Raw genomic sequence first — 15,863 nt, 5'->3', positions numbered from 1 at the left:
AACAAAGGAAGCCCTGTGGGCTGAGTTGGAGAAGGATACGCTGCTTTATCGACTGATAGTCCTCGCAGTCAACCTTCCATTACGGCGTGGACAACTCGTTGCGATTACCGAAGATGTTATCGATTTCGAAAATGAACATGTTTTTGTCATCGGATCGAAGGGCAGGCCGCCCCGTCTGGTTCCGCTCAACGCCACCGCAACCAAGATTCTAAAAGCTATGATCGAGGACCATCAGTTGCCCTTTCCGGTTAAGGATTTCCGTAAGCGTTGGTATTCCGCGCTCCTTAGTGCAGGGATAAACAAGAAAGGTGGGACAAGGGAGGAGAACTATCACTTCCACGATCTTAGAAGCTATTTTGCGAGCGAGTTGATTCGAAGAAACACAAATCCCCTAATCGTGCAGAATCTGTTTGCTCACTCCGATATGAGCATCACGACCGTCTACGCCCAGACGGACGATAAGCTACTACTTGAAGCCGTGAAGCGGCTCGATGAAACGGCGTAATCGGCTGCTTTGGATCAATGAAGCGACTAAAAATGGGCGGCGAATGATTACCGGTTCCGAGGCAGCTGGTGGAGGAACCTTTGAAGGTACGCCTTTTCTAGCGCTTCGCAACAACTCAAAGTAGACCGGTGGATGATGACCCCTGCCAAGAATAAATATAGGCGTTTTCGAAGACATCCGTCTCCGGAAGCCGTATTTGTTTAACAAGATTAAAAAGATATTGACACGGCTAACGGTTCGGTGATAGGCTCTTGGTATTCGACCTTTAGGTTTTTTGAAGTCTTCGGTTATTTCGGAGATTGCTACAGTGGCAGCGGCTTTTTTAGCTGTCTAAACCGAGGAATTAAGGGGTAAAAATGTCGAGTGCTTCCGCAATCAGCTTTACGTTACTGGTTTGAATCTCCCGAAGGATTTACAACTAGCCGGTAACGAAGTGCCTCCAAATTCAAACTTACAAAATTACGGGTTGGAGTTTTGGTTACTAGTTAAGTCGTGCGTCCGTCGGTGACACACGACTTTTCTTTGCCGGTTGTACGGTGAAGATGTTTTTGAAATTAATACCTGGACTGAAAAGGCCTGATCGATAACGCCAATTATCGATCAGGCGTTCGGTTCACGTTTAGGGACGAAGTGTCCGTAAAAGCGAGCCCCAACAACTCTGCATTTTACACACCTCGTTAGTTTTTATCAATCGTTTTTCGTTTCGAATCTCAAGTGAGATATCGGCGTATTCATTTGCCGCTATTTCCAGCCTGTTAATTGTCTCTGACGAGAGGAGCTATCAATGTCAAAACAAAATGAATTCGATCTCAACCCGTTGCCTGGTCAGGAAACGGCAAATTTGCGAAACCAACGCAAATACCGCAAAACGACTGTAATCGTGATATTTGCTCTGGGCCTCTTATCGATGGCTGTGTTCGCGGCAAAGCAAGTGCTTCCTGAATCCGTTTTCACTTTTGTGACAAGTGGAGTTCCGGAACTTGCGGTTACAGCAGACGCGAAGACGCAGCCGACTCCACCTCAAGCAACCGCTGCGGCGACGCCTCCTGTAGAACAACGTATGACCGCAGAACTGATCTTGATCAGTCCAAGAGGTTTTGAGCCCAGTACGATCCGTCGGCCAAAAGGCCCGGTATTGCTTGCGATGGTAAACAGATCGGAACTGCCTCTTATGACGCTCAGATTGGAGCAAGTCAATGGCTCAATGCTCCGCACTGTCGAGATGCCTCGAAATCGCCGCCGACTTAGCATTCCGATGACCCTCGAGCCGGGACGATACAGGATCGTCGATATTCAAAGACCGACACGTAGTCTAAGTCTTGAGATAACCGAATAGAAAATCGTCTAATTCGCTCATTGTTTTCATTCTCCAGGGGTAAAGAAAAAGAGAGGTGTGCCATGTTTAGTTTGTCAACAGCCTGTTTTTCCGATTTGGCTGGGTCAGTCAGATCACGAAATATTCTTGTAGCGATAATACTTTCCGTCGCTCTGACCGCGTCCGTGTCCGCACAGGCTGCACTGAGTGGGGTAACACCGTCCGGGTTGACCCCTGGAGCTCCCGCCGGATCGTATTCGTTGAGCGGTTTTGAAAGTGTGAACTCATACAACGGCAACCTCAATTTCAGCCTGCCGCTTGTCTCGGTCGGAGGACGCGGCGGTGCTTCGACCGGGTTAGCAGTGCAGATCGATCAGAAATGGAATGTGCGACGTGAGATAGTCGATCCGGACTACAACACGATCGTCAACTACCCCGACTACAACAGCTGGATCCCCGGCCGCCATACATGGGAGCCAGAGCCGAAATTCGACGAGGTGGCGGAGCGACGGTGACCTGCGTCAGCCACGTCTTGCCTGACCGTCCTGTCTATATAAAGACCTTGTCCAGAATAAACGTAACGCTCGCTGATGGGACTGAATATGAGTTTCGTGATTCACGCGTCGGAGGAGAGCCAAAGAATACGACCCGTAACATGTACCCAGTGTCCAACGACAGCAGCTCAGAACCGTGGGCAGATCTTTGTGACGACGGACGGCTCGGCGGCGACTTTTGTTTCGGGGGCGGACATCGTTGACGAGGCATATGCCGACGCAGATGATTTCGTTCCAGAGGCTTCCGGAATTATGTACCTAAAGGACGGATCCAGGTGGACTTTTGTCGGCGGAAGCTTGACCGAGATCCGGGATCGAAACGGAAACAAAGTCACGTTCTCTGGGTCCAGCGGAACGCTCACGGTTACGGACTCTCTTAATCGTGTCGTCAGTATAGCTCTCGGCTATACTGACGGACCCTACGACCTCTGCGACAAAATAACCTATAAAGGCTTCGGCGGAGCGTCGCGAACCATACTTGTTACGAAAACCAACCTGACGAACGTATTAAAGTCTGGCCAAACTCTGAAAACCTACGCTAGCTTTTTCCGAGTCTTAACGGTTCGACGTCGACCTACTTCAATCCAGAGGTTAAGAGTGGTGTCATACTTCCCAATGGAAAGAGTTATCAATTCAAATACACAAGTTACGGCGAACTCGCGCGGATCGATCTGCCAACGGGCGGGGCTATAGAATACGACTGGGATGTCGGTGAATACGGAAATACAAACGGCGGCGTGGTCGCAACGGCGACGTACATGGACTACGCAGTCTATCGACGCATTCTTGAGCGAAGAACATACGTTGATGGCTCTACTCTTGAGAACAAGCTGATCATTGAACGACCTACAGATTTCAACAGTAATACTGAAAGTTCTGTCGTCACCGAAACTCGCGATGCAAGCAACAATCTGCTTGCCAAACAAAAATCATCGTATTTCGGAAGTGCTCTTTATTCATTCAGTCAGACCTCGGATGCGAACAGCTACACTAAATGGCGTGAGGCGAAAGAGTATAAGACAGGGGGCATATGCGACTAACGGATCGACCGTTCTTCGTACAGTGGATTATACCTGGGAGCAGCGTACCGCTTCATCGCCCTTCAGCTGGTGGTCTGGTACGGCTGACGACGCACCGGGTTACGACCCCAGACTCATTGAGACCGTAACAACTCTCGACGACGGCCAAAAGTCGAAAACCTCTGCTATCAACCCAAACGACAGTTCACGAGGATTCGATCAATTCAACAATCAGACCGATGTATTCGAGTACGACTATGGGCCGGGGAGCAGTCGGATCGTTTGTTCGTCGAACTCACACCGATTACGCAACGACCGTAAACGGTACGGATTACATTAACGTGGCTCCGACCCCAACCCCGACCGCAACACCGGCTCAGGGAACGATCCACATTCGCAATCTGCCGACTCAGACGTGGGTTTCCAGTGACTCGGCCGGTTCAACGATAAAGTCGAGGACAAAGTTTGAATACGATCAGTATTCGACCAGCTACAACGAGGACTCACCAGTAGATCGTCGATCAGTGGCCATGATTCAGGCTACACTACCAGCTACCTGACGCGAGGCAACGCTACTGCGATCAAGGTTATGAAAACGCCGCAGGCGAGACGGCGAGGTCAAAAGCTTCCAACGATACGATATCGCTGGGAACGTCGTGAAAATTCGCGATCCGCGTGGATGTGAGACCTCGGCAGCTTATGGCGATAGCTACGGTGCGCCAAATGGAAACGCCACAACTAACACATCTCCGTCCGAGCTATCGGGCGTTTCACAGACGAGCTACGCCTTTGCGACGAGAGCGTTACTAACTGTTTGAGCCAAACGGTCTCCTCTCAATTCGATTTCTACACCGGGATGCCGGTCGATGGGCAGGACGTCAATGGCGTAGTGACGAGCGGGTACTCGACGAGGAATCGCTCGACCGTCCGACGCAGATCATTCGGGCGGTGGGGCAGTCAGAGCAGAGTCAAACCACTTTCGCTTATGACGACACGAACAAGAAAGTAACCACGACCAGCGATCTGGCGAGTTACAATGACAATGCTTTGAAAACGGAGAGTTTCTACGACGGCCTTGGCCGAACGACCGAGACTCGGCGATATGAGGGCAGTTCGACTTATATAAAACTACGCAAACCTATGATGCTGTTGGGCGCATCAAACGGTCATACAATCCGTTTCGCACTACGTCGGACACGACATACGGCTACGCGGAGAACACTTACGACGCACTGGGGCGCGTAACGGCCGTCGCAACATCCGACGGATCGTCCGTTGGAACTTCATACAGCGGAAACACAGTAACCGTGACAGATCAGGCCAGCAAACAAAGAAAATCCGTAACCGATGCTCTTGGAAGCTTGAAAACTGTCTACGAACCGGATTCGGGCGGCACGTTGAATGTGAATACGGATTACACCTACGACGTGTTAAATAATCTGCTTACGGTTTCCGCAAGGCTCCCAGACGCGAACGTTCAGTTATGACAATCTGAGCCGACTTACACAGGCGGTGAATCCAGAATCGGGTACGGTCAGCTATGGCTACGACCCAAATGGAAATCTGACCAGCAAAGTTGATCCGCGAACAACCAGCGGCAGTAACTGGACGACTTCCTACGCTTACGATGACTTAAATCGAATTACCTCTCGCACCTATTCGAACGATGGCGGAGTTACGGCCCCCGTTTATTTCTACTACGACAGCCAAAGCCTGCCGTCTGGAGCACCGAGTTACACAAGAGGCTCGTCCATCGGAAGACTAGTTGCGGTGACTTATGGATCGAGCAGTTCGAACGGAACGTACCGAGCCTACGATAAACTGGGACGCGTAACCGAGCAGTGGCAGCGAACTGACACAACGAACTACGAGATAGACGCCGCGTACGATTTGGCTAACGGTATGACGAGCCAAACCTATCCGGGTGATGGAACCGCCCGGCGTTCGGTCAGCTATTCATTCGACGCGGCTGGCAGAATGTCATCCCTGAGCACCAGTGCTGTAACGTACAACGTAGGAAGCTTTGCGGCTGCCAGTGTTTCGAGCGTTTCGTATGCAGCTCAGGGGCGGAATTGCGAGCCAGACCTTGGGTAATGGGCTGGTTCATGCAATTGGATACAACACAAGACTTCAGCCGACAAGTATTCAACTTGGATCGTCGGGAGCTACGATGTCGCTTAGCTATACTTACGGCACCAGCTCAACGAATAATGGAAATATCACGAGCATCGCTTACAGCGGGGGCGGAACGAGTTTTACGCAGGACTTTACCTATGACAATCTCAATCGCCTCGCAACCGCACAGGAGCAAAGCGGCTCCAGCTGGACTCAGACGAACGGTTACGACCGCTATGGAAACCGAACCATTACGGCGGGAGTTGGAAGCGGAACAGCCCCGACGTTCAGCAGTACAACAAACCGGATCACGACCAGCGGCTACAGCTACGACGCGGCGGGCAACCTAACTGTTGACCCGAGCCACGCCTACACCTACGATGCCGAAAACAAAATCCTTAAACTCGACACCGTTTTGGCTTACGCCTACGACGGCGAAGGCAAGCGCGTAAGAAAATACGTCGGCGAAAACACACGCTTCGTCTATGGCATCGGCGGCGAACTTCTCGCCGAATACAACGGCTCTACGAATGCGATCACAAAAGAATATCTCTACGGAGCCAGCGGCCTAACCGCCGTCATCGACCCAACAAACGGCACCGAGTACCTTACGCCCGATCATCTCGGTAGCCCAAGAGTCGTCACGAACTCTTCCGCAACAGTAACGCAACGCCGAGACTTTATGCCATTCGGCGAAGAAGTCACGTCTGGTGCGGGGCGTTCAAGCGGCAGTGGTTGGTCCTCTGTATCAGCCCCGAGGCAGAAGTTTACAGGTTATGAGAGGGACAGCGAAAGTGGGCTAGATTTTGCCCAGGCGAGGTATTTCGGAAGTTCCGTGGGCCGGTTCAGTAGCGCCGATCCCTACAATATAGTTGTAGACTCGTCAAACCGTAGCGATTTGAATATTTATCTCAAGAATGCACAAAATTGGAATAGATATACTTATTCGCTAAACAATCCGTTAAAAATAGTTGACCCAAGCGGATTAACCCCAGAACCAGCTTTTGATTGGAACAAATTAAGTGCGGACGAGCGCCGCATTCTTGAAAATTCCGAATTTACTGTTAAGCAGATGATTGGTGAAAATCTCGAACCTATTAAATTAACTGGTGAGGCTTTATTTGATCATCTTGCAGCAAATAATCCTGCGGCTCTTGCAGGCTTCCTAAACCAAACCGCTCAACTGGCCTCTATCACTTTTAATGTTGATGGCGGGTCGAGAAGTGCTCTTTCGTTCGTTGACAGCGTTGTCGGAATCGCACCAGATAGGATATATGCGACAGTAGGATCTGAGCTTAGAACACTGGTATCAAAGGATCCAAGGTTTTCTCGAGCTCCGGGACATGAGGGGTATGACGATAGTTGGAAGGACAATCGCTCCTTGAAGGGAAAATCTGCAAGCGTCATTTTCCAAAGATGGACGGGGGCTTGATGCCGATACGGATTTGTACAATATTAAAGTCAAAAATCCCCTGAAAAGATAGTAGGAGCAATCGGTCACGGAGTCGAATTGATTGGCACACGCGGTGACGCAGTTACTAACCCATATTCGGTTTACGACATCTTACGCAGTCGGGGTGTTAAATTAAGCTATGAAGTTAACAGGTGAGGAGAATTGAACCGTGAGATTACTTCGTCCCATTATATTTTTTTCAATGGCTCTTTTTGTGTGCAGTTTCTTAAGAAGCGAATACCTTTGTCAATCTACTCATATATTGAGTGCCAAGAAGCTACCGAAATTGTCACTGAAAGACTTTGTTCACGATCTGGCTTTTTCAAAAGATGGAAGCATGCTTTCCGCAGCTGGAGCTGGGGGGAAGATCAGTGTGTGGAGCACCGAATCGTGGAACGTCTTATTTGAAACAAATAACGGATCGGATGTGATCGATGTAGAATTTTCACATTCTGGGAAGTTTCTTTTTTCGGCGAGTGTAAAGAACGGAAAATCAGTGCTGTCGGTTTGGGATGTTCAGGCGGAAAATCAAATTTCGACCTACACCGAAAGCGACCCAACAAAGGCGTTAATAACGTCACTTGCAGTGTCGCCTGACGATAAAACGTTGATAGTTGGATTAGATATAGGAGTTGTTAAGCTTCTTGACCTCCGAAATATTAAAGAGATTAAAGTGCTAAATCCTAGTTTTTTAACGTTAGACTCTGGGATTTCTGCCAGCTCTTTTTCACCTGATGGATCAATGATCGTGATAGGAACTGGAAAAGGCGTAAGTGGCCCGAAGGACTTCGGCACATTTTACGTGTTGAATAGCCAAAATGGTCGTGAACTACATCGGGATTCGACACTATCGGGAATCTTCGATGTCGATTTCTCGTCGGATGGTAAGGTGCTTGCGGTTGCAGGCATCAAGAATCAACGGGGCATAGGTCGATTAGTGCTTAAGTTGCTTAATACAAAGAAATGGACATCGAAAATCTTTGAATCTCATCCGGTGGGTGAGGGCTTGACGTTTTCTGCCGACGGAAAACAGCTGATATCTGCATTTCCCAACTCGATCAATTCAAACATCGCTGTTTTTGATGTTGAAAGGCGTCACATAAAAAAAGACCTATAGCACTGGAAGGCCCATAACTGCACTTGCGTATTCTTCGTCTAATATCGTTGCGGCGGGATCGGATGATGGAAGCATTTCACTATACCGCAACTGATTTCACATATTCTCCTTGTGAGCCGTTCAGCAATTTGGACTCCGATGTTTGAGATGGCAGCCCTCGTAAACCAATTGACTTAGAGTAACCATATCAGTTCCATGTTCTATCACTTCTATTGCAAAGGCCTGTCATTTTTTGACAGTTGCCTGAAGAATAATCAGTGTTATCTCGTCGTCGATTTTGCCTACCCCTTTGCCCCCTCCTCTGCAACTAGGATTCTTACGCCCCGCAGTTGGACGTACCAGCAGCAGAAGGTCCTATGTTGGAGGGGCTTCCAGCGTCGGGATCACCACCTGGCCAAAACCTATTGACTTAGAGCAAATTGCCTGACTTGCCCTATGTATGTTATGACATTGCTGAGATGCAATGATATTCAAGGAAAACAGGGTTGAAGGATCGAGAACGCTTCGGGGCTGTAAGGCGCGAGCGACCGGCGGCTTCCACCTTTTGATAGCGAAATCTAGAGAGCATTCCTTCGGATAATGGTTGCTATTAAAAACTAGAAAGTCGGAGCTATCCGCCGTTTAACTGTCGTCGATTCCATAAATTTGCCTAAAGTTTCTAATAACCTCCGCCAGATCCATATCCCGGATTCCAAGATTATGAAGGTCTATAGATTCTCCGGACATTCCTTCTAAAAACTTCTCAAAATCGGACCGGACTGGTTCCGATATCTCAAGTCACAATTCCGGCGAAAGAATTGTGAATAGTCGGAACGGGTCGTTTTTGTGTTTCTTTATATCGTTACTATTTACGATCTCGCCGCTCTCCCTCCTCGCAGTCAGATCCAGCCACGCCCTGGCTTTCAACAAAACGATGTACTCGGGCCTGAGAATTGGCAGTCCATCAATCACAATCATTCCCCGTGTACCAGTTCATAATAAGCATGGTCCATCAAAAGGGCGGATAGGCTCGACGCTTCCTCGCCTATCGGAAGAGGCGTATATCTCCCTTCACCTTCGTATGAAATGGCATCAGGAATCCGCGAGAAGAGTTCGATCATGTAGGGAAAAGAATCATCCGTAGGCGAGTGAAAGCGATATAGGCGTCGTTCTCCTGTGCTCTTCTGACGAGACTCATACCCACCTGTTTCTATAAATTCCCAGAAGCGAGTAACAAATTCCGGATTCAGCGTTTCAGCCACGATTACGATGTCGAGGTCCTTTGTCGCCCTGAAATCGCCCCCGACCTCCGCCATTGCCAGATCGCATGCAGAACCGCCGATCAATATGTACTTGTCGTCAAATCCTGCGAAATGTTCTTTGAATTTTTCGATTCCTTTTACCATTCGATATTCTCCAGCATTTCATTCAGAGCGGCCTCGACGCGTTCATCCTTCTGATTTCTCAAGCTCAAGAACAGGGAAAAGCGATCTGCAACTCCCGATTGTGCAAAGAGCTTAGGGTCGTATTTCCAAACCTCAATCGTAATATTGGTCGAATCGAACTCGGGAACCGAAAAGGTTTCAACTTTCTCGTTATTCTGTAATTCTTTCCATTCTTCCGGGCTAATTGCAAACTCTGGGGTCGTGGGCTCGGCCAATATACTGTAGGTCGAGAGTGCAGTCAGTCCCGTGCGAACCCCGAAATGGTTTATCGTGGATCGTACATGAAATCGCTTCTTGATGGGACTAGAGAGGTTATTTTTGGCCGATTCCCAAAGATGTTTCTTGTCGTTATCGAAATATAAAACCCGTTCTCGTCCTTTAATCTCGATCTTTCCCAAGTCAAAGGCTTCAAGTTCGTCGAACGCTCGGCTCATCGTCATCTGGGAATAATTCAGATTATCCGCCAAGGAAGATGGGGTGAACGTCGTCTCGGTCGTACAGAGCAGAGCGTGTAGGATCACGGTTTGGGTTGAAGGGCTAAGTATTATCGAACTTCGTGGAATCCGTGTGGCGGCAAAATGTTCGCGCAGATCAACACCGATATCCGGCAGGTACATTTGATTGCCGGGGATGATAAAGGCGATCTTGTGCGCAATCAATCTCTTACGGTTATATGCTGGCATCGAATCTGTTACATAGATTGAGTCGATATTCCAATTCTTTTGAACGTAATCGAAATGCTTTCTTATTACTCCAGGCGTCTTTTCATCCGGGCTTATATCTACAAGGGTAAGAAAATTTCTGTCGATGATCGTGATTTCATAGAATTCGTATTGGTTTCGGAGAAATAGCGGAAGACTACTGCTACCGATCCACAGGTCGACTTTGATCGAAAGACCAAGAGTTTCCTCAATATAATTTCCCAATTCCTGAATGAGCTTTCGTTTCATAGCCAAGAGCATAATAACATGATGTGTGCACAGTAACAGCATCAATGTTACTGTGCATATATCATGTTAGCATAAAGACATAGCTATGCTCCAACGATAAATGGGCGGCGGATAATCACTGTGAGCAGGCTCTGCTGTATTCGGCCGAGCTTGAGAACGACACCTCTAAAGCCGATAACAAAGATTGCCCCAACTCTACTACGTTTAACAAGATTAAAAAAGATATTGACACGGCTAACGGTTCGGTGATAGGCTCTTGGTATTCGACCTTTAGGTTTTTTGAAGTCTTCGGTTATTTCGGAGATTGCTACAGTGGCAGCGGCTTTTTTAGCTGTCTAAACCGAGGAATTAAGGGGTAAAAATGTCGAGTGCTTCCCGCAATCAGCTTTACGTTACTGGTTTGAATCTCCCGAAGGATTTACAACTAGCCGGTAACGAAGTGCCTCCAAATTCAAACTTACAAAATTACGGGTTGGAGTTTTGGTTACTAGTTAAGTCGTGCGTCCGTCGGTGACACACGACTTTTCTTTGCCGTTTGTACGGTGAAGATGTTTTTTGAAATTAATACCTGGACTGAAAAAGGCCTGATCGATAACGCCAATTATCGATCAGGCGTTCGGTTCACGTTTAGGGACGAAGTGTCCGTAAAAGCGAGCCCCAACAACTCTGCATTTTACACACCTCGTTAGTTTTTATCAATCGTTTTTCGTTTCGAATCTCAAGTGAGATATCGGCGTATTCATTTGCCGCTATTTCCAGCCTGTTAATTGTCTCTGACGAGAGAGGAGCTATCAATGTCAAAACAAAATGAATTCGATCTCAACCCGTTGCCTGGTCAGGAAACGGCAAATTTGCGAAACCAACGCAAATACCGCAAAACGACTGTAATCGTGATATTTGCTCTGGGCCTCTTATCGATGGCTGTGTTCGCGGCAAAGCAAGTGCTTCCTGAATCCGTTTTCACTTTTGTGACAAGTGGAGTTCCGGAACTTGCGGTTACAGCAGACGCGAAGACGCAGCCGACTCCACCTCAAGCAACCGCTGCGGCGACGCCTCCTGTAGAACAACGTATGACCGCAGAACTGATCTTGATCAGTCCAAGAGGTTTTGAGCCCAGTACGATCCGTCGGCCAAAAGGCCCGGTATTGCTTGCGATGGTAAACAGATCGGAACTGCCTCTTATGACGCTCAGATTGGAGCAAGTCAATGGCTCAATGCTCCGCACTGTCGAGATGCCTCGAAATCGCCGCCGACTTAGCATTCCGATGACCCTCGAGCCGGGACGATACAGGATCGTCGATATTCAAAGACCGACACGTAGTCTAAGTCTTGAGATAACCGAATAGAAAATCGTCTAATTCGCTCATTGTTTTCATTCTCCAGGGGTAAAGAAAAAGAGAGGTGTGCCATGTTTAGTTTGTCAACAGCCTGTTTTTCCGATTTGGCTGGGTCAGTCAGATCACGAAATATTCTTGTAGCGATAATACTTTCCGTCGCTCTGACCGCGTCCGTGTCCGCACAGGCTGCACTGAGTGGGGTAACACCGTCCGGGTTGACCCCTGGAGCTCCCGCCGGATCGTATTCGTTGAGCGGTTTTGAAAGTGTGAACTCATACAACGGCAACCTCAATTTCAGCCTGCCGCTTGTCTCGGTCGGAGGACGCGGCGGTGCTTCGACCGGGTTAGCAGTGCAGATCGATCAGAAATGGAATGTGCGACGTGAGATAGTCGATCCGGACTACAACACGATCGTCAACTACCCCGACTACAACAGCTGGATCCCCGGCCGCCATACATGGGAGCCAGAGCCGAAATTCGACGAGGTGGCGGAGCGACGGTGACCTGCGTCAGCCACGTCTTGCCTGACCGTCCTGTCTATATAAAGACCTTGTCCAGAATAAACGTAACGCTCGCTGATGGGACTGAATATGAGTTTCGTGATTCACGCGTCGGAGGAGAGCCAAAGAATACGACCCGTAACATGTACCAGTGTCCAACGACAGCAGCTCAGAACCGTGGGCAGATCTTTGTGACGACGGACGGCTCGGCGGCGACTTTTGTTTCGGGGGCGGACATCGTTGACGAGGCATATGCCGACGCAGATGATTTCGTTCCAGAGGCTTCCGGAATTATGTACCTAAAGGACGGATCCAGGTGGACTTTTGTCGGCGGAAGCTTGACCGAGATCCGGGATCGAAACGGAAACAAAGTCACGTTCTCGGGGTCCAGCGGAACGCTCACGGTTACGGACTCTCTTAATCGTGTCGTCAGTATAGCTCTCGGCTATACTGACGGAACCTACGGCCTCTGCGACAAAATAACCTATAAAGGCTTCGGCGGAGCGTCGCGAACCATACTTGTTACGAAAACCAACCTGACGAACGTATTAAAGTCTGGCCAAACTCTGAAAACCTACGCGCAGCTTTTTCCGAGTCTTAACGGTTCGACGTCGACCTACTTCAATCCAGAGGTTAAGAGTGGTGTCATACTTCCCAATGGAAAGAGTTATCAATTCAAATACACAAGTTACGGCGAACTCGCGCGGATCGATCTGCCAACGGGCGGGGCTATAGAATACGACTGGGATGTCGGTGAATACGGAAATACAAACGGCGGCGTGGTCGCAACGGCGACGTACATGGACTACGCAGTCTATCGACGCATTCTTGAGCGAAGAACATACGTTGATGGCTCTACTCTTGAGAACAAGCTGATCATTGAACGACCTACAGATTTCAACAGTAATACTGAAAGTTCTGTCGTCACCGAAACTCGCGATGCAAGCAACAATCTGCTTGCCAAACAAAAATCATCGTATTTCGGAAGTGCTCTTTATTCATTCAGTCAGACCTCGGATGCGAACAGCTACACTAAATGGCGTGAGGCGAAAGAGTATAAGACAGAGGCATATGCGACTAACGGATCGACCGTTCTTCGTACAGTGGATTATACCTGGGAGCAGCGTACCGCTTCATCGCCCTTCAGCTGGTGGTCTGGTACGGCTGACGACGCACCGGGTTACGACCCCAGACTCATTGAGACCGTAACAACTCTCGACGACGGCCAAAAGTCGAAAACCTCTGCTATCAACCCAAACGACAGTTCACGAGGATTCGATCAATTCAACAATCAGACCGATGTATTCGAGTACGACTATGGGTCGGGAGCAGTCGGATCGTTTGTTCGTCGAACTCACACCGATTACGCAACGACCGTAAACGGTACGGATTACATTAACGTGGCTCCGACCCCAACCCCGACCGCAACACCGGCTCAGGGAACGATCCACATTCGCAATCTGCCGACTCAGACGTGGGTTTCCAGTGACTCGGCCGGTTCAACGATAAAGTCGAGGACAAAGTTTGAATACGATCAGTATTCGACCAGCTACAACGAGGGACTCACCAGTAGATCGTCGATCAGTGGCCATGATTCAGGCTACACTACCAGCTACCTGACGCGAGGCAACGCTACTGCGATCAAGCGTTATGAAAACGCCGCAGGCGAGACCGGCGAGGTCAAAAGCTTCCAACGATACGACATCGCTGGGAACGTCGTGAAAATTCGCGATCCGCGTGGATGTGAGACCTCGGCAGCTTATGGCGATAGCTACGGTGCGCCAAATGGAAACGCCACAACTAACACATCTCCGTCCGAGCTATCGGGCGTTTCACAGACGAGCTACGCCTTTGCGACGAGCGTTACTAACTGTTTGAGCCAAACGGTCTCCTCTCAATTCGATTTCTACACCGGGATGCCGGTCGATGGGCAGGACGTCAATGGCGTAGTGACGAGCGGGTACTCGACGAGTGAATCGCTCGACCGTCCGACGCAGATCATTCGGGCGGTGGGGCAGTCAGAGCAGAGTCAAACCACTTTCGCTTATGACGACACGAACAAGAAAGTAACCACGACCAGCGATCTGGCGAGTTACAATGACAATGCTTTGAAAACGGAGAGTTTCTACGACGGCCTTGGCCGAACGACCGAGACTCGGCGATATGAGGGCAGTTCGACTTATATAAAAACTACGCAAACCTATGATGCTGTTGGGCGCATCAAACGGTCATACAATCCGTTTCGCACTACGTCGGACACGACATACGGCTACGCGGAGAACACTTACGACGCACTGGGGCGCGTAACGGCCGTCGCAACATCCGACGGATCGTCCGTTGGAACTTCATACAGCGGAAACACAGTAACCGTGACAGATCAGGCCAGCAAACAAAGAAAATCCGTAACCGATGCTCTTGGGCGCTTGAAAACTGTCTACGAACCGGATTCGGGCGGCACGTTGAATGTGAATACGGATTACACCTACGACGTGTTAAATAATCTGCTTACGGTTTCGCAAGGCTCCCAGACGCGAACGTTCAGTTATGACAATCTGAGCCGACTTACACAGGCGGTGAATCCAGAATCGGGTACGGTCAGCTATGGCTACGACCCAAATGGAAATCTGACCAGCAAAGTTGATCCGCGAACAACCAGCGGCAGTAACTGGACGACTTCCTACGCTTACGATGACTTAAATCGAATTACCTCTCGCACCTATTCGAACGATGGCGGAGTTACGGCCCCCGTTTATTTCTACTACGACAGCCAAAGCCTGCCGTCTGGAGCACCGAGTTACACAAGAGGCTCGTCCATCGGAAGACTAGTTGCGGTGACTTATGGATCGAGCAGTTCGAACGGAACGTACCGAGCCTACGATAAACTGGGACGCGTAACCGAGCAGTGGCAGCGAACTGACACAACGAACTACGAGATAGACGCCGCGTACGATTTGGCTAACGGTATGACGAGCCAAACCTATCCGGGTGATGGAACCGCCCGGCGTTCGGTCAGCTATTCATTCGACGCGGCTGGCAGAATGTCATCCCTGAGCACCAGTGCTGTAACGTACAACGTAGGAAGCTTTGCGGCTGCCAGTGTTTCGAGCGTTTCGTATGCAGCTCAGGGCGGAATTGCGAGCCAGACCTTGGGTAATGGGCTGGTTCATGCAATTGGATACAACACAAGACTTCAGCCGACAAGTATTCAACTTGGATCGTCGGGAGCTACGATGTCGCTTAGCTATACTTACGGCACCAGCTCAACGAATAATGGAAATATCACGAGCATCGCTTACAGCGGGGCGGAACGAGTTTTACGCAGGACTTTACCTATGACAATCTCAATCGCCTCGCAACCGCACAGGAGCAAAGCGGCTCCAGCTGGACTCAGACGAACGGTTACGACCGCTATGGAAACCGAACCATTACGGCGGGAGTTGGAAGCGGAACAGCCCCGACGTTCAGCAGTACAACAAACCGGATCACGACCAGCGGCTACAGCTACGACGCGGCGGGCAACCTAACTGTTGACCCGAGCCACGCCTACACCTACGATGCCGAAAACAAAATCCTT

Annotated in this window: 15 protein-coding genes; 13 read left to right on the top strand and 2 right to left on the bottom strand. The window is 49.5% G+C overall.

All coding sequences use genetic code 11. The features are described from left to right. The first annotated feature begins 25 nt into the window (after window positions 1–25). The 10 genes from IPG22_05615 (at window position 26) to IPG22_05570 (ending at window position 8,078) form a co-directional block, all read left to right on the top strand. Window positions 26–505, top strand: coding sequence for a tyrosine-type recombinase/integrase (locus tag IPG22_05615; protein MBK6587779.1), 480 nt, complete (start codon window positions 26–28; stop codon window positions 503–505). A gap of 784 nt (window positions 506–1,289) precedes the next feature. After that, window positions 1,290–1,841 (top strand): hypothetical protein, encoded by a 552-nt coding sequence (locus tag IPG22_05610; GenBank protein MBK6587778.1) that lies wholly within the window; start codon window positions 1,290–1,292, stop codon window positions 1,839–1,841. Between the two features lie 62 nt (window positions 1,842–1,903). Then, window positions 1,904–2,335, top strand: a complete 432-nt coding sequence (locus IPG22_05605; protein MBK6587777.1) for a hypothetical protein — start codon at window positions 1,904–1,906, stop codon at window positions 2,333–2,335. A gap of 87 nt (window positions 2,336–2,422) precedes the next feature. Then, window positions 2,423–3,067, top strand: a complete 645-nt coding sequence (locus tag IPG22_05600; protein ID MBK6587776.1) for a hypothetical protein — start codon at window positions 2,423–2,425, stop codon at window positions 3,065–3,067. Window positions 3,068–3,132: 65 nt separating this feature from the next. Beyond that, a complete protein-coding gene (locus IPG22_05595; GenBank protein ID MBK6587775.1) occupies window positions 3,133–3,414 on the top strand; it encodes a hypothetical protein in 282 nt (93 codons plus the stop codon). A gap of 236 nt (window positions 3,415–3,650) precedes the next feature. Further along, window positions 3,651–3,953: a hypothetical protein gene (locus IPG22_05590; GenBank protein MBK6587774.1), complete on the top strand. Its 303-nt coding sequence runs from the start codon at window positions 3,651–3,653 to the stop codon at window positions 3,951–3,953. Window positions 3,954–4,049: 96 nt separating this feature from the next. Next, window positions 4,050–4,211: a hypothetical protein gene (locus IPG22_05585; GenBank protein ID MBK6587773.1), complete on the top strand. Its 162-nt coding sequence runs from the start codon at window positions 4,050–4,052 to the stop codon at window positions 4,209–4,211. Between the two features lie 694 nt (window positions 4,212–4,905). After that, window positions 4,906–5,487, top strand: coding sequence for an RHS repeat protein (locus IPG22_05580; protein ID MBK6587772.1), 582 nt, complete (start codon window positions 4,906–4,908; stop codon window positions 5,485–5,487). Continuing rightward, window positions 5,447–6,940 carry a hypothetical protein gene (locus tag IPG22_05575; GenBank protein MBK6587771.1) on the top strand — a complete coding sequence of 498 codons (1,494 nt, stop codon included), beginning with the start codon at window positions 5,447–5,449 and terminating at the stop codon, window positions 6,938–6,940. Before IPG22_05580 ends, IPG22_05575 begins: the two co-directional genes overlap by 41 nt. A 190-nt stretch (window positions 6,941–7,130) precedes the next feature. Continuing rightward, window positions 7,131–8,078, top strand: a complete 948-nt coding sequence (locus IPG22_05570; protein ID MBK6587770.1) for a hypothetical protein — start codon at window positions 7,131–7,133, stop codon at window positions 8,076–8,078. Window positions 8,079–9,031: 953 nt separating this feature from the next. Here IPG22_05570 and IPG22_05565 read toward each other — a convergent pair. Next, window positions 9,032–9,463 carry a hypothetical protein gene (locus tag IPG22_05565; GenBank protein MBK6587769.1) on the bottom strand — a complete coding sequence of 144 codons (432 nt, stop codon included), beginning with the start codon at window positions 9,461–9,463 and terminating at the stop codon, window positions 9,032–9,034. Continuing rightward, a complete protein-coding gene (locus tag IPG22_05560) occupies window positions 9,457–10,452 on the bottom strand; it encodes a hypothetical protein (GenBank protein ID MBK6587768.1) in 996 nt (331 codons plus the stop codon). The genes IPG22_05565 and IPG22_05560 overlap by 7 nt, the downstream gene beginning before the upstream one ends. 794 nt (window positions 10,453–11,246) lie before the next feature. Between IPG22_05560 and IPG22_05555 the strand changes: the two genes are divergently transcribed. The 3 genes from IPG22_05555 (at window position 11,247) to IPG22_05545 (ending at window position 15,813) form a co-directional block, all read left to right on the top strand. Further along, a complete protein-coding gene (locus tag IPG22_05555) occupies window positions 11,247–11,798 on the top strand; it encodes a hypothetical protein (protein ID MBK6587767.1) in 552 nt (183 codons plus the stop codon). Between the two features lie 62 nt (window positions 11,799–11,860). Continuing rightward, window positions 11,861–12,292 carry a hypothetical protein gene (locus IPG22_05550; protein ID MBK6587766.1) on the top strand — a complete coding sequence of 144 codons (432 nt, stop codon included), beginning with the start codon at window positions 11,861–11,863 and terminating at the stop codon, window positions 12,290–12,292. Next, window positions 12,247–15,813, top strand: a complete 3,567-nt coding sequence (locus IPG22_05545) for an RHS repeat protein (GenBank protein MBK6587765.1) — start codon at window positions 12,247–12,249, stop codon at window positions 15,811–15,813. The genes IPG22_05550 and IPG22_05545 overlap by 46 nt, the downstream gene beginning before the upstream one ends. Window positions 15,814–15,863: the final 50 nt, after the last annotated feature.

The sequence above is a fragment of the Acidobacteriota bacterium genome, assembly GCA_016703965.1.
Taxonomy (GTDB): Bacteria; Acidobacteriota; Blastocatellia; order Pyrinomonadales; family Pyrinomonadaceae; genus OLB17.
This window is presented reverse-complemented; position numbering and strand designations above follow the sequence as displayed.

Bases quoted from the DNA above. Each gene is read 5' to 3' on its own strand.
- IPG22_05610 (MBK6587778.1), top strand. From the start codon at position 1,290: ATGTCAAAACAAAATGAATTCGATCTCAACCCGTTGCCTGGTCAGGAA.
- IPG22_05605 (MBK6587777.1), top strand. From the start codon at position 1,904: ATGTTTAGTTTGTCAACAGCCTGTTTTTCCGATTTGGCTGGGTCAGTC.
- IPG22_05600 (MBK6587776.1), top strand. From the start codon at position 2,423: ATGAGTTTCGTGATTCACGCGTCGGAGGAGAGCCAAAGAATACGACCC.
- IPG22_05595 (MBK6587775.1), top strand. From the start codon at position 3,133: ATGGACTACGCAGTCTATCGACGCATTCTTGAGCGAAGAACATACGTT.
- IPG22_05590 (MBK6587774.1), top strand. From the start codon at position 3,651: ATGGGCCGGGGAGCAGTCGGATCGTTTGTTCGTCGAACTCACACCGAT.
- IPG22_05575 (MBK6587771.1), top strand. From the start codon at position 5,447: ATGCAGCTCAGGGGCGGAATTGCGAGCCAGACCTTGGGTAATGGGCTG.
- IPG22_05565 (MBK6587769.1), bottom strand. From the start codon at position 9,463: ATGGTAAAAGGAATCGAAAAATTCAAAGAACATTTCGCAGGATTTGAC.
- IPG22_05560 (MBK6587768.1), bottom strand. From the start codon at position 10,452: ATGAAACGAAAGCTCATTCAGGAATTGGGAAATTATATTGAGGAAACT.
- IPG22_05555 (MBK6587767.1), top strand. From the start codon at position 11,247: ATGTCAAAACAAAATGAATTCGATCTCAACCCGTTGCCTGGTCAGGAA.
- IPG22_05550 (MBK6587766.1), top strand. From the start codon at position 11,861: ATGTTTAGTTTGTCAACAGCCTGTTTTTCCGATTTGGCTGGGTCAGTC.
- IPG22_05545 (MBK6587765.1), top strand. From the start codon at position 12,247: ATGGGAGCCAGAGCCGAAATTCGACGAGGTGGCGGAGCGACGGTGACC.